This window comes from Bradyrhizobium australiense (genome assembly GCF_013114825.1).
In the GTDB taxonomy this organism is placed as follows: Bacteria; Pseudomonadota; Alphaproteobacteria; order Rhizobiales; family Xanthobacteraceae; genus Bradyrhizobium; species Bradyrhizobium australiense.
Genome location: NZ_JAAVLX010000002.1, coordinates 1 through 13,603, shown reverse-complemented (window position 1 = coordinate 13,603; position 13,603 = coordinate 1). Strand labels below are relative to the sequence as shown.

13 protein-coding genes and 1 pseudogene are annotated in these 13,603 nt (G+C 63.0%); 8 read left to right on the top strand and 6 right to left on the bottom strand.

Going from position 1 to position 13,603, the window contains the following annotated elements; translation table 11 throughout:
- Window positions 1-17 precede the first annotated feature (17 nt).
- Window positions 18-452, bottom strand: coding sequence for a hypothetical protein (locus tag HCN58_RS03570; protein WP_171578028.1), 435 nt, complete (start codon window positions 450-452; stop codon window positions 18-20).
- 340 nt (window positions 453-792) lie between these two features.
- Between HCN58_RS03570 and HCN58_RS03565 the strand changes: the two genes are divergently transcribed.
- The 6 genes from HCN58_RS03565 to HCN58_RS03540 all read left to right on the top strand — a co-directional run bounded on the left by HCN58_RS03565 (window position 793) and on the right by HCN58_RS03540 (window position 7,179).
- Window positions 793-1,995, top strand: coding sequence for an RluA family pseudouridine synthase (locus tag HCN58_RS03565; protein ID WP_171578027.1), 1,203 nt, complete (start codon window positions 793-795; stop codon window positions 1,993-1,995).
- Window positions 1,996-2,090: 95 nt separating this feature from the next.
- Window positions 2,091-3,317 carry an amidohydrolase family protein gene (locus HCN58_RS03560; protein WP_171578026.1) on the top strand — a complete coding sequence of 409 codons (1,227 nt, stop codon included), beginning with the start codon at window positions 2,091-2,093 and terminating at the stop codon, window positions 3,315-3,317.
- A 202-nt stretch (window positions 3,318-3,519) separates the two neighbouring features.
- Entirely contained in the window at window positions 3,520-4,293 is a 774-nt protein-coding gene (locus HCN58_RS03555) for an ATP12 family chaperone protein (protein WP_171578025.1), read from the top strand.
- Window positions 4,294-4,365: 72 nt separating this feature from the next.
- Window positions 4,366-5,961, top strand: a complete 1,596-nt coding sequence (gene fliK / locus HCN58_RS03550; protein ID WP_171578024.1) for a flagellar hook-length control protein FliK — start codon at window positions 4,366-4,368, stop codon at window positions 5,959-5,961.
- Window positions 5,958-6,224 (top strand): EscU/YscU/HrcU family type III secretion system export apparatus switch protein, encoded by a 267-nt coding sequence (locus HCN58_RS03545; protein WP_171578023.1) that lies wholly within the window; start codon window positions 5,958-5,960, stop codon window positions 6,222-6,224. Before fliK ends, HCN58_RS03545 begins: the two co-directional genes overlap by 4 nt.
- 136 nt (window positions 6,225-6,360) lie before the next feature.
- A complete protein-coding gene (locus HCN58_RS03540) occupies window positions 6,361-7,179 on the top strand; it encodes a penicillin-binding transpeptidase domain-containing protein (protein ID WP_171578022.1) in 819 nt (272 codons plus the stop codon).
- Between the two features lie 7 nt (window positions 7,180-7,186).
- On the opposite strand, the gene HCN58_RS03535 is transcribed toward HCN58_RS03540, so the two are convergent.
- Complete coding sequence (locus HCN58_RS03535) at window positions 7,187-7,675, bottom strand: hypothetical protein (RefSeq protein ID WP_171578021.1); 489 nt, start codon at window positions 7,673-7,675, stop codon at window positions 7,187-7,189.
- A gap of 351 nt (window positions 7,676-8,026) precedes the next feature.
- On the opposite strand from HCN58_RS03535, the gene HCN58_RS03530 reads away from it, so the two are divergent.
- Window positions 8,027-9,265 carry a serine hydrolase gene (locus HCN58_RS03530; RefSeq protein WP_171578020.1) on the top strand — a complete coding sequence of 413 codons (1,239 nt, stop codon included), beginning with the start codon at window positions 8,027-8,029 and terminating at the stop codon, window positions 9,263-9,265.
- A gap of 12 nt (window positions 9,266-9,277) precedes the next feature.
- On the opposite strand, the gene HCN58_RS03525 is transcribed toward HCN58_RS03530, so the two are convergent.
- Window positions 9,278-10,279 carry a dienelactone hydrolase family protein gene (locus HCN58_RS03525; protein WP_171578019.1) on the bottom strand — a complete coding sequence of 334 codons (1,002 nt, stop codon included), beginning with the start codon at window positions 10,277-10,279 and terminating at the stop codon, window positions 9,278-9,280.
- A gap of 67 nt (window positions 10,280-10,346) precedes the next feature.
- Window positions 10,347-10,754: a DUF4260 domain-containing protein gene (locus HCN58_RS03520; protein ID WP_171578018.1), complete on the bottom strand. Its 408-nt coding sequence runs from the start codon at window positions 10,752-10,754 to the stop codon at window positions 10,347-10,349.
- Between the two features lie 134 nt (window positions 10,755-10,888).
- Here HCN58_RS03520 and HCN58_RS03515 point away from each other — a divergent pair, with 134 nt between their 5' ends.
- Window positions 10,889-12,421, top strand: a complete 1,533-nt coding sequence (locus HCN58_RS03515) for an acyl-CoA carboxylase subunit beta (RefSeq protein ID WP_171578017.1) — start codon at window positions 10,889-10,891, stop codon at window positions 12,419-12,421.
- A gap of 87 nt (window positions 12,422-12,508) precedes the next feature.
- Here HCN58_RS03515 and HCN58_RS03510 read toward each other — a convergent pair whose 3' ends face one another.
- Complete coding sequence (locus HCN58_RS03510; RefSeq protein ID WP_171578016.1) at window positions 12,509-13,144, bottom strand: hypothetical protein; 636 nt, start codon at window positions 13,142-13,144, stop codon at window positions 12,509-12,511.
- 299 nt (window positions 13,145-13,443) lie between these two features.
- A pseudogene (locus HCN58_RS35545) lies at window positions 13,444-13,603 on the bottom strand (IS701 family transposase); the annotation flags it as partial.

The following is a 13,603-nucleotide window of genomic DNA, read 5'->3' as shown; positions in this document are numbered from 1 at the left end:
GGTTGGTTTCCTCCGTGTCATCTTCGGTAAGCGAGGGCGATCAACGGCCCCGCGACGGCGAATTGCAGGATCGTGAATGCGGTTTCGAGCAGCACGTAATCCGGCACGGAAACCATCACATTCTTGGCTGCAACAGCGAGTGTGGTGAACGACCACGACAGCAGGCCAGCGCCAAGCCCGTACAGGAGCCCATCCTTCAGGAACGAGCCGCTACGTTGTGCGAATACGCGCGGGAACAACCACGAGAACATCGCGCCCTGGATGATCATCGAACCCAGTCCAAAGGCGATCACCGGCTCGTCGCGGTAGATCTGCAGCGCGTGGTACTTCTGCGCGAACAGGACGAGGTGCCAGACATAGGCGATCGGAAACGAGGGAAGCAGGTAGGCGGCAAAGCCAAGCCAAAAGCTGCGAATGCCGGTTGGACGGGCAACGGAGGATGCTGCTGGCATCGGACAAACTCCGGTTACTACATTTTTTATAGTACGCAGTCCAAAATCTGGAGTCAAGTGAAGGAAGTAGCGCGGCGATCTTTGGCGGGCCGATGCGGTTGAGTTCGAGGAGTTTCCAGGCCAGATCCTCCGAATCGAGCTGCGTTCCGTAAAGGCCGTGCTCGCGAGGACAGCGCTATTGCGGCCAGCGCTGTTCTCGAAGATGCCATCCCCAATGCTCCTTCGTTTCTTCAGTATTCGGCCTAACATGGCCGATCCAATAGCTAATTTGGGCCGATTTCACCGTGACGATTCGCTGCATTTGCGCTACCGAAGGGCTCACCTTTGGAGCCGAAAGCAGATGAGCCGCCGCGACCGAAAACCGCTAGCCAAGTCGCGTTCGTCGGGCGATCGCCCCAGAGGCGCTACACCTTTTCGCGACAAGCCGTCCGGTGATCGGCCGCAAGGAAAGCGTCCGGGCGGCAAGCCCGCGCGAGTTGCCGAGCCGCGCCGGGAGAAGCCGGCTGCCGTGTTCGTCGAGCCCGAAAAGGCCAAGGCCGAAGTGCCGCTGCCGACGAAAGTTGAGACCGTCGTCGTCACCGCCGACGAGAACAACATGCGGGTCGACCGCTTCCTCGAGGCGCGCTTTCCCGGCCTGTCGTTCTCTCACATCCAGCGCATCGTCCGGAAGGGCGAGCTGCGCGTCAACGGCAAGCGCGCCGACAGCAAGGACCGGCTGGAAGAAGGCCAGAGCGTCCGCATTCCCCCGCTGCGGCTCGATGCGCCGAAGGGCGCAGGTGCGCTCTCCGAAGCCGCCACCAAGACGCTGCAGGCGCTAAAAGAGATGACGCTTTACGAAGACGCCGACGTCCTGGTGCTGAACAAGCCGGCGGGGCTTGCCGTGCAGGGCGGCTCCGGCATCACGCGCAATGTCGACCAGATGCTGGAGGTGATGCGCGATGCCAAGGGGCAGAAGCCGCGGCTGGTGCACCGGCTCGACAGGGAAACGTCGGGCTGTCTTCTCGTCGCCAAGACCCGCTTTGCCGCCACCGCCTTGACCGGATCGTTCCGCCACCGCTCGGCGCGCAAGATTTACTGGGCGCTGGTGGCGGGCGTGCCGAAGCCGAAGCAGGGCCGCATCTCGACCTACCTCGCCAAGGAGGAGAGCGAGGAAGACAGCATCATGCGGGTGGCCAAGCATGGCGACGAGGGCGCCAGCCACGCAGTGACGTACTATGCGGTGGTGGAGACCTCGGCGCAAAAACTCGCCTGGGTGTCGCTGAAGCCGGTCACCGGGCGAACCCATCAATTGCGCGCCCACATGGCGCATATCGACCACGCCATCGTCGGCGATCCCAAATACTTCAACAAGGAGAACTGGGACCTGCCGGGCGGACTGCAGAATCGCCTGCATCTGCTGGCGCGGCGGATCGTGATCCCGCACCCGCGCGGCGGCGTGATCGATGTCAGCGCGCCGCTGCCGCCGCACATGCTGCAATCCTGGAATCTGCTCGGACTGGAGCATGATCGGTTCGATCCGATCGAGAACGCGCCGGAGGAATGACGCGGCCATCCGCCTGCCGAAAGCGCAATAACTGTCAAACCGGAAGCGCGTGCATCGCATATTGTTCGGCTATGTTATCCGATTGAGGACTCCGCATGATCGGAAATCTGCTTCGCACCGCGCTTCTCCATTGCCTTGTTGCGACGGCCGCCGGTATCGGCGCAACGGCCAACGCTCAGACGCTCGCCCTCGTCGGCGGGAGTGTCTACGCTTCGCCCGACGCTGCGCCGCTCGCCGGCGCCGTGGTTCTCACCGCCAATGGCGCCATCGCCGCGCTGGGAAGCCGCAGCGACGTGCAGATTCCCTCCGATGCACGCGTCATCGACTGCACCGGCAAGACGGTGGTCGCCGGCTTCTGGAACAGCCACGTCCATTTCACGCAAGCCGTATGGCGGAACGCCGGCTCCGTTCCCGCCGCGCCATTGCAAGAGCATATGCGCGAGATGCTGACGCGCTGGGGCTTTACGACCGTCTGGGACATCGGTTCAGACGGAAGAGATACGCTCGCGCTGCGCCATCGGGTTAACTCCGGCGAAGTGCCGGGCCCGGATATTTATACGGCAGGCAGCATCTTTCCCAGGGATGGCCATCCCGCCTACCTGCCGGCCGAGATGAAGCTGCCGGAAGCTTCCACGCCGGAAGAAGCCACGCAATTGACGCGCACCTATATTGGCTTCGGGCTCGATGGCCTCAAACTGTTCACCGGCTCCTTCAAGGGCACCGGCAAGCCGGTCGTGAACATGGACCCGGCCATCGCCAAGTCGGCGGTCGATGTGGCGCATGCTGCCGGCAAGCCAGTGTTCGCCCATCCACAAAACATGGCGGGCGTCGACGCCGTCATCGCGGCGGGCGTCGACGTCATGGCGCACACCGTTGCCGGCGAACCGGTCTATTCGCCCGAGCAGCTCGCACAGTTCAAGCAGCAGGGCATTGCCCTGGTGCCGACGCTGTCGCTGTTTGCAAAGCTTCCGGTCGGTCCGGATATCGCTGCGCGCCTCGTTGCTTCGACCGTCAGTCAGCTCAAGGCGTTCTCCGACAATGGCGGTCCGGTCCTGTTCGGCACCGACGTGGGCTTCACCAGCTATTACGACACCACGCTCGAATACGAATTGATGCACCGCGCGCTGTCGGAACGTCAGATCCTGGCGTCGCTGACCACCAATCCCGCGCAATATTTTAAGGCGGCGAAGAAGGGACGGGTTGAGAAGGGATTCGACGCCGACCTCGTCGTGCTCGAAGGCGATCCGCTCGCCGACGTCATCAACTTCGCCAAGATTGCCTACACGATCCGGGCGGGAAAGGTGATCTATCAAAGGCCGTGAGCGCACCAAGCCTCCGTCATTCCGGGACGCGAGTGGCGAAACGGCTATTCCGGCGAACGGAACCGAGCACAAGCAGGCGGGCTGCGACGCGGCCAGCGGAACCAGCTTAGCGGCTTGCCGCCGCAACTTCCTCATCGCCTTTATTTGCATCCACCGGCATCGTATTGTCGGGACTGGACTATCACCGACCGCTGGACACCGCATGCGCGAACTATTCGATGAAGCCGCTGGACAGTCTCCGCTCGATCCGACCGAGGCGGTGCGCCGCGCCACGCGCGCGCCCCAGCGCAAGCGCTTCTACAAGGAAGCCGGCGTCGCGCCGGCCGATGGCGGGTTTGCCGTGACGCTCGACGGCAAGCCGATCCGCACGCCGTCGGGCCGCCAGGTCATAGCGCCAGCGGGCGCCATCGCCGAGCAGATCGCCGCCGAATGGAATGCGCAAGGCGAGATCATCGACCCGCTGACGATGCCGCTGACGCGCTTTGCGAATTCTGTTGCCGAGGTCGCCGATCGCGTCGATGCCGTGGCCGACGATGTCGCAAAATACCTCGGCACGGATCTGCTGTTCTATCGCGCCGGCCATCCCGAGGCGCTGGTCGCCCGCGAAGCTGCGTATTGGGACCCGGTGCTGAGCTGGGCCGCGAACGAGCTCGGGGCCCATTTCATCCTGTCGGAGGGGATCGTGCATGTGACCCAGCCGGAGCAGGCGATCAAGGCCGCCCGTAGCGTTTTTCCGACCGACCCCTGGTCCGTGGCGGCGCTGCATGTGGTGACGACGTTGACAGGCTCCGCGCTACTGGCATTGGCATTGCTGCGCGGGGCCCTCGATTCCGACGAGGTTTGGGCGGCCGCCCATGTCGATGATGACTGGAACGTCGAGAAATGGGGCGTCGACGAGGAGGTCGCAGCCCGCCGCGCCGCTAGGTTCGTCGATTTCCAGGCCGCGGTGACCATTCTGGAAGCCCTAAAGGTCTGAGCGCCCGCCGTCCGGTTAAGGAGAGGTTTACGACGCCGGGTTAGCCTCCGGGCTTGGCCGAGACCTCAAATCATGGCGACTTCCATCAATCCCGTTCTCCCGGTGCTTGCCGCCCAAGAGGCTGGCGGCATCGCGCCCGAACTCGTCCTGCAGCCGGGCAGCCTGGTCAACGCCCAGGTCCTGAAAGTGCTGTCCGCCGATCTCGTGCGCATTGCGATCGCCAGCCTCTCGATCGACGTGGCCTCGGAAATTCCGCTGCAGCAAGGCCAGAACCTGCAGCTTGCGGTCTCGCAGAGCAAGGACGGCATCCGCCTGGCCGTGGTCGGGCAGGGCAGTGATGCGGCCGGAGCATCCGCCGACGCCGTCACCTTATCGCCCGATGCGCTGGCTGATGCCGCCGTCAATCGGCCGGCTATCGTATCAGCGAAGAACGTGCTGACGCCGCTGGAGCGCGCAACCGTCTCCGCCGCCGCCCAAGCCGCGGTGACCGAGCAGGACAGCCTGGCGCCGCTGTTTGCCAATCTGGGCTCGGCGGTTTCGTCCGGCAGTCTGCCGCCGAAATTGCAAGAGGCGATTGCGCAGGTGCTGGCGCAACAGACCAGTCTCGATCAGAATTTGGACGGCGCCGACATCAAGACGGCATTCCAGAAGTCCGGGATCTTCCTCGAAGCGTCACTGGCGTCGGGCACAGTTTCTCCAAGCGGCGTACCCGACCTGAAGGCCGCACTTATCGTGCTGCGTCAGACGCTGCTATCGGCGCTCGGCGTCAATTCGACGAGTGCGCCGCCGGCGATCCCGGCTGTGGCGCAACAAGCTGCGCCACAGGCTGCCGCGAGCCTTGCGGCGCCTTTGTCGCCCACCGTCGATATGCCGGAAATCCTGCTGCCGCAGGCGCGATTGCCCGCAGCCGAAAATCTCGCGCTGCCGGTCCATGCCGCCCGAAGCCCGCTTGCGGCGGCGCTTGATGCCGGGCCTTCGTCCGGTGCGACGCTGAACCTGCTGCAGGAGGCGCTGCAGGAACTCGGGCTTCCTGTGCGGCTCGCAGCCGCCAGCCCGAAAGACGTTCGCGGCGACGTCACATTCCATACCAACACGCCGCCGCCGCCAATCCGCGGCGGGCTGCCGGCCGCACAGCCAATCGCTTCGCCCACCATCGCGCCGCATGCGGCGCTCGAGGCGACCGCGCATCATCTGCTCGATGATACCGATGCCGCCATCGCGCGGCAGACGCTGCTACAGGTGGCCTCCTTGCCCGATCGCATCGATAATGCGGCCCCGAAAGCTGACGTCATGGCGCCACGCTGGCATTTCGAAATTCCCTTCGTGACGCCGCAGGGCACCGCAATGGCGCAGTTCGAGATTTCCCGAGATGGCGGCAGCGAAGCTGTCGAAGCCGCCAAGCGGGTGTGGCGCGCGCGGTTTTCGCTCGACGTCGAGCCGGCCGGCCCGGTTCACGCGCTGATATCGCTGACAGGCGAAAAGACCTCGGTGCGGATCTGGGCGGAACGGCCGGCGACGGCGGAGCAACTGCGTGCCGGGACGCCGCAACTGAGCGAGGCGCTCAGCCGGGCCGAGTTGCAGCCCGGCGAGATCGTGATACGCGACGGCGCGCCGCCGCAGGCCGCACCCGCCGCCCGTGCTGGCCACTTTCTGGACCGCGCGCTATGAGCGTCGAGACCAGGAGCAAGCTTGCGGTTGCCCTGCATTACGACAAGACCGGCGCCCCGCGCGTCGTCGCTAAGGGCAAGGGCGTCATCGGCGCGAAGATCATCGAGCTCGCCCGGGAACACGACATCCCGATCGAGGAGAACGAGGTGCTGGCGGGCGCCTTGTCTCATGTCGAACTCGGCGACGAAATTCCGCCGGAGCTCTACAAGGCCGTCGCCGAGGTGCTGATCTTCGTGCTGCGGCTGTCGGGGCGGATCCGCTGATTACAAGTCTTTCGCGTCGCCAGCGGAGGCCCGGCTTGCGTCGGGAACATCGGGCAGCTAAAGGCCCGCTTGTCATTGTTTTACCACGATGCCATCTGCATCGTCTCGCCGTCCCTCAACAAGCTCGGATATCGCTGTGATCAATCGTCGTCATGCGCTCGGCCTCCTTGCTGCGACCACCCTTTTGCCCGCGCGCGCCCTTGCCAACGTCTCCTATCAGCGCAGCGAATTTCGCGACGACCTGGCCAAGCGCTTTTTCGATCTCGGCACCGTTGGCACCTTCGTCGGCTACAAGGTGGACGATTATCTGATCATCGCCAGCGACAAGGTGCGCTCGGGCGAGGGAAGGCTGCCGGCCTCGACCTTCAAGATTCCGAATTCGATCATCGCGCTCGAAACCGGCGTGGTCGAAGATCCCGACAAGGACGTCTTCAAGTGGGATGGCGTGACGCGCAGCATCGAGCCCTGGAACAAGGATCACACGCTGCGCTCGGCGATCGCGGTATCAGCGGTGCCGGTGTATCAGGAGATCGCGCGCCGCATCGGGCAGGAGCGTATGCAGAAATATGTCGACCTGTTCGACTATGGCAACCGCGACATCGGCGGCGGCATCGACCAGTTCTGGCTGACCGGAAACCTGCGCATCGACCCGATGCAGCAGATCGATTTCGTCGACCGGCTGCGGCGCGGCGTGCTGCCGGTCTCCAAGCGTAGCCAGGAATTGACCCGCTATATCCTGCCGGTGACGAAGGTCGGCGACGCCACCATCCGCGCCAAGAGCGGTCTGCTCGGCGCCGAGCAGGGCAAGCCGTCACTCGGCTGGATGGTCGGTTGGGCCGAGAAAGGCAGCCAGCAGACGGTGTTCGCCATGAACATGGACTGCAAGGAGCAAAGCCACATCGCCGCCCGCATGACGGTCGTGCAGCAATGCCTCGCCGATATCGTGGCGATCTAAGTTGCGATCAGCGGCGGTTTAACGCCAGCGAGACTGCCGTGATGTTGGTGCCCTGGGGCTGGATCGATACCGTCTGCTTGCCGCCACGGGTCGTCAGCGACAGATGGGCTGAAAAGTTGTTGCCACGGGCGGCAGCCTCGACGTGATCGCCGGCGGCGCGCCCGGTAAGTGTTCCGGAAGCGTTGCGGCTCGCTTCGCTCCATGAGCCCGAAATCGCGCCGCCACGGTATTCGACTTCGCTTGCGAGATCGAAATTGTAGCTCGGGCTGGCGCACCTCAGATTGAGTTGAAGCTGCTCGCCGCTTCCGGCGACGTTGTATGACGCGCGGCAGCGCAATTGCTCGCGTTGTCCGTCACTGGTGCTGAGCACGCCGCCGCCCGACCACGTACCCGCCATGGCGATGAAGGGCGAAGCGGGTGCCGCCAGCGCCGCGCTGCCGGCCAGGCATAACGATGTGGCCAGTAATGCCATCCGCGTGTAATTGTATCCAGACATCTTGATGGCCTCCTTCGGTTTGGCAATCAACGCCACCAACGGGTTCACGGTTCCTTCACCCGGCATAGTGTGCGGCGATGTTCCGTTGCCCGAGATCGCGATGCCTCTCCGATATCTGGGTAGATATCCGGACGATTGGGTCGGCTCCCGCGCTCGATCGACTGGTGCGGGGGAGCAAGTTGTACTAGCTTGCCATGGCTACCAGGGGGCTATTGCATGCCGCATCGTCGCCCGGTGCTGTTCGGAGGCTCGGCGTTTGCGCTTTAGCCAGATGGGGGTTGGGCCCAGATGCCACCGGGGCAGGATGTTGCCGCCATCCTCAAGGAGAGGGTGGATGTCGGGCGTGAAACGATGAGCCTCGTTGCCGCTTTCCTCGACGGAGAGCGGCACAGCATCACGGTGCATGGTCAATCCGGCTCCTCCGACAATCGGCCGCTGGACGGCGATACGATCTTCGAGATCGGCTCGATCACGAAGGTGTTCACGGCGTTAGTATTTGCCGACATGGTGCTGCGTGGCGAACTCGCACCGGATGACCCTGCGGCGAAATATCTGCCTGCTGGCATCAGGATGCCCGATTTCGAGGGGGCGCCGATCACGCTGATGGACCTTGCGACCTACACGTCGGGCCTGCCGCGGATGCCGTCGAACTTCGCGCCGAAGGATTGGAGCAATCCTTACATCGACTACACCGCCGAGCGGCTCTACGACTACCTCTCGAACCACAAGCTCGGCCACAAGCCCGGCAAGCACTACGAATACGCCAATCTCGGTTTCGGCCTGCTCGGCCACATCCTCGAACGGCGCGCCGGCAAGAGCTACGAGGAACTGGTCGTCTCGCGGATTTGCGCGCCGCTCGGGATGGAGGATACGCGTATTGCGCTTTCGAGCTCGATGCAGCAACGTCTGGCACGCGGCCACAGCGCCGCGCTGGCACCGGTCGGGAACTGGGATTTTTCAGTGCTCGCCGGCGCCGGCGCGTTCCGTTCGACGGCGAACGATCTGATGAAATTCTTGCGGATGTGCATGAATCCCGCTGACGGGCCGGTCGCTGCCGCGCTGAAGATGACGCTTTCCGAGCGTCGTCCAAGCGCGGAGGAGCGTGATGTGGCGCTGGGTTGGTTCGTTTGGTCGCGGTTCGGCGATGAACTGATCTGGAAGAGTGGCGGCACCGGCGGCTATGCGACCTTCATCGGCTACTCGACCAAAACCCGGCGAAACTGCATCCTGCTCTCCAATGCGGCCGATTATGACCCAAATATCGCGCTTGGCATGCATCTCATCAACGCGGCATACCCGCTCGCAAAAATTCGCCGCGAGGTGCCGGTCGATCCTGCCGTGCTTGCAACCTATGCCGGGCGTTACGAGGTGTCGCCGACCTTGATCCTGACGGTGCGTTCCGATGGCGGGCGGCTGTTCATCCAGGCAACGGCACAGCCCGAGTTCGAGGTTTACGCCGAGAGCGAGGCCGAGTTTTTCTGTCGCGTGGTCGACGCCCAGATCAGCTTCGCGCGGCCGGAAGGCGGTGGGGTGCCGTCGCTGACGCTGCATCAGAACGGCAATGACCTATCGGGCAAGCTGTTGCTTTGAGGGCAGGTACAACTATCCGAGCTTAAACAAAACCTGTAGGAAATCACTCACCGCTTTCTGCGCTTCCTTCGCGGTCGCCGGGTTGCCGCCGACATGCGGATTGATCGCGATGCAGGCGTCCTTGTAGGTGAAGGGCGCTTGCGTGTCGGCGTTCATGAGAACGCCGCTTTCGCCTTCCGTGAGCCGGCAATTGCGCGCGGACTGTGCATTGGCTGAAACGGCGATCGCGCTGACGCCGAGCAGGCCGGCATCGAAGCCGTGCTGGGAATCCGGATATTCCGTCAGCACCACGTCGCGCTTGGCCTCCTGCAGGCGGGCGAGATAGGCCTTGCAGCTCGAGACGGGGTTGTAGTCGTCAGGCGTGCCATGAAAAATCCGGATCGGGCGCGCCACGACGTCAGCGTCGGTGACATAACTCGTCGAACAATCCGGATAGAACGGAATATAGGCGGCGAACTGCGCGCCGGACTTGTTCCAGAGCTTGTGGAAGCGCTCGAGGCTGGCGTAGAGCGTGGCCTGTCCGCCACGTGAAAATCCCATCAGGACGATTTTGTCAGGATCGACACGCGGATGTTTGGCGAGGATCTCCAGCGCGCGGTAGATGTCGACGATGAAATTGAGCCGGCCGAGCAGCGCCTGGTTCGGGCCGACCATCGTCAGCCCGCGGCCGCTGAAGCCGTCGATGACGAAGGTCGAGATTCCCATCGCATTGAAGTGGCGCACCCAGGGGTCCATGCCGGCGCCGACGCCGCTCGACCCATGCATCAGCATCACCACAGGAAGCTTGCCGGTACCTTGCGCAATGCGGAATTCGCCGGCCACAGTGACCTCCTTGCCATTGGCGTCACCGGTCAAAAACTGCTGGTCGGAAATCGTCAGCGACGGAATGGGGTAGATTTCAGTGCGCGCGGCGATATCCTTCGGGATCGACTGCGCCGATGTTTCGGCGCAAAAGAACAATGCGCCGGTACAAAAAATCGCGGCCGTAACGGCCACACGCCAATTCGCCAGCATCGATCCCCCCAATTTGCGCTGTCCTGCGGCAGCTTTGGGGAGACTACATCAAGCTACAAATCGGCTGTCAATTCGAAGGCTTCCCGATCCGCCCCATGTGGGTGAAGCCGAAACCGGCGGCATATTTCAGCCCGTAGCCGAGCGCGCGGTCGAAGCCGATATGGGCCAGCCAGATCATGGCGATCGAGAGCGTGAGCGGCGCGGCGGTTGCAAATCCGGTCGTCATGATAGCCATCGGCGCGAGGTAGCTGTGCGCGGCGTTGTAGACGAAGGCCCCGGTTCGCGGTCCTCCCAGATAGGCGGCAAAGCTGAGGTCCGGCACGAAGAACAGCAGGGCGTAAACCCACCAGTCGCCATCCCAGATATAATAAAGCAGCGTCATACCGATAAAGAGGGCTAATCCCTCGAGCCGCAGCACCGTTCGCACACCCCCTGTAACGGCGCCTGAGGTGTCGGCGCTTGCGGTATCGGTCATTCCATTCCCCTGATCAGGATGGGCATATAGGGCGTGCCGGATGGCGGTGCCAGAGGCCGGAACGGGTGTTTCCGGATCGGAAAATGCCGTGTTAGAAGGCCCCTAAATCGACCTAAAGACGGGCGGAAAGCAGCATGAAGGATATCCTGGACACCCTCGAAGAACGGCGCGCCGGCGCCAAGCTCGGCGGCGGCGAGAAGCGCATCGAGGCGCAGCACGCCCGCGGAAAATTGACCGCGCGCGAGCGCATCGAGCTTTTGCTCGACAAGGGCTCGTTCGAGGAATTCGACATGTTCGTCGAGCACCGCTCGACCGAATTCGGCATGGAGAAAACAAAAGTGCCGGGCGATGGCGTCGTCACCGGCTGGGGCACCGTCAACGGCCGCAAGACGTTTGTGTTCGCCAAGGATTTTACCGTGTTCGGCGGCTCGCTGTCGGAAACCCATGCGCTGAAGATCACAAAGCTGCAGGACATGGCGATGAAGGCGAGGGCGCCGATCATCGGCCTCTATGACGCCGGCGGCGCGCGCATCCAGGAAGGCGTGGCGGCGCTCGCGGGCTATTCCTATGTGTTCCGCCGCAACGTCATCGCCTCGGGCGTGATCCCGCAAATCTCCGTCATCATGGGCCCGTGCGCCGGCGGCGACGTCTATTCGCCCGCGATGACCGATTTCATCTTCATGGTGAAGAACACCAGCTACATGTTCGTCACCGGCCCCGACGTGGTGAAGACCGTCACCAATGAGGTCGTGACGGCGGAAGAGCTCGGCGGCGCCTCGGTGCATGCGACGCGCTCCTCGATCGCCGACGGCGCCTTCGAGAACGACGTCGAGACGCTGTTGCAGATGCGCCGGCTGATCGACTTCCTGCCGTCCAACAATACCGACGGCGTGCCGGAATGGCCGAGTTTTGACGACATCGGCCGCGTTGACATGTCGCTGGATACGCTGATCCCCGACAATCCGAACAAGCCCTACGACATGAAGGAGTTGATCCTCAAGGTCGTGGACGAGGGCGACTTCTTCGAAATATCGGAAGCCTTCGCCAAAAACATCGTCACCGGCTTCGGCCGCATCGCCGGCCGCACCGTCGGCTTCGTAGCCAACCAACCGATGGTGCTGGCCGGCGTGCTCGACAGCGATGCTTCGCGCAAGGCCGCGCGCTTCGTCCGGTTCTGCGACGCCTTCAACATCCCGATCGTGACGTTTGTCGATGTGCCGGGCTTCCTGCCGGGCACCGCGCAGGAATATGGCGGCCTGATCAAGCACGGCGCGAAATTGCTGTTTGCGTACTCGCAATGCACGGTGCCACTCGTCACCGTCATCACCCGCAAGGCCTATGGCGGCGCCTTCGACGTGATGGCGTCAAAGGAAATCGGCGCCGACATGAACTACGCCTGGCCGACCGCGCAGATCGCCGTGATGGGCGCCAAGGGCGCGGTGGAAATCATCTTCCGCAGCGACATGAACGACCCCGAGGCGATCGCCAAGCGCACCAAGGAATACGAAGACCGCTTCCTGTCACCGTTCATTGCCGCCGAGCGCGGCTACATCGACGACGTCATCATGCCCCATTCGACCAGGAAGCGGATCGCCCGCGCGCTGGCGATGCTGAAGCACAAGAAGATCGAGATGCCGGCGAAGAAGCACGACAATTTGCCATTGTGACAGGTGTTGTAGGTGGGTTAGCGCAGCGAAACCCACCGGCCGCACCAACCGCGTATCCGAGACTTCGGTGGGTTACGCTTCGCTGACCTACCCTACGAAGCTCGCTGTGACACATGGCGGGCGATTGATTGCGCGCTCAGGACGGTGCCCCCTTTTCGAGAAATGGCCTCCAGGAGAGCGCTTCCTCCTGGCTTCGCTAAAATCGCCATCCTCCAAAAGCCTGCCGACGCATGTGAGGTATTCACAAAGGAATGACGCATCCGGCAAGTGGTACACGTGCTCGTTCGGGACCCACAGCTCGAATTTGCTGGCTGAGCTCAATGCCGACAGCAGTGCAGGCTTGAGATCAGGCACACTGTCCGGCCATCGCGACGACGCGGTCCGGGTCCTGATGCTCTCTGAAAGACTGCGAAAATTCCAGCCGAGGCTGCGCAGCTCGGAGGCTTTCTTCTCGTCCGACCTCCGGTTCAGCCATTCCCGTGAGACGCCAACGACAATTCCGGTCAGGAAGACCAGCGCAAGTTTGAACCAGGGCTGTTGGCCCAGTGCCAGGAAGTTACTGAAAACGGGCATGGCCGTTGTGTCACGAAACGCCGCCGTGGCCATACCCTCAGGATCGGAGAAGATGTTTTCCTCCAACCATTTTTTGACGGCAGGCGCGATCAGCGGGACGAGCAGAAGACCCCAAATCCCGAACAGAAGGTTCTTGAGCCACCTGGACATAGGGCTCTATTGTCTAGCATGCAGGCGCAGCGATCCAGCCGAATTAAAGCCCAAATCATTCCAGCCACGACCGAAGAACCCAAGTGCGGCTGCCGCCTGCCGCAGCGCATCTTGCCTCCTCCTAAACTCAAACTCCCAGGCCAATAGTGCGTAGGGCGGGTTAGTCTTACTGCGTCATGATTTTTCTGCGCGTGCGTGATGCTGCGACGGCGCCGCAACACGGGCATCGTATGATCATTTTGCTGAGGGCCCGGCTCAGCCGCACACGCATGGTTGCGATCGAGTTCGGGACGTGGCGTTCAGGCCGCAAGGGCAGATCCTCTGGGTCGATAATTGTCGGGTAAGGGAGGGATCTGGACCGGCGCGGTGGAACGTGGTCCTGAGGGGGGAATCGTCGCCTGCTCGGCGATGAGGAATCCGTAAGCCGCGATGCACAGGGTTGCGTGGTGATGGAAGCCG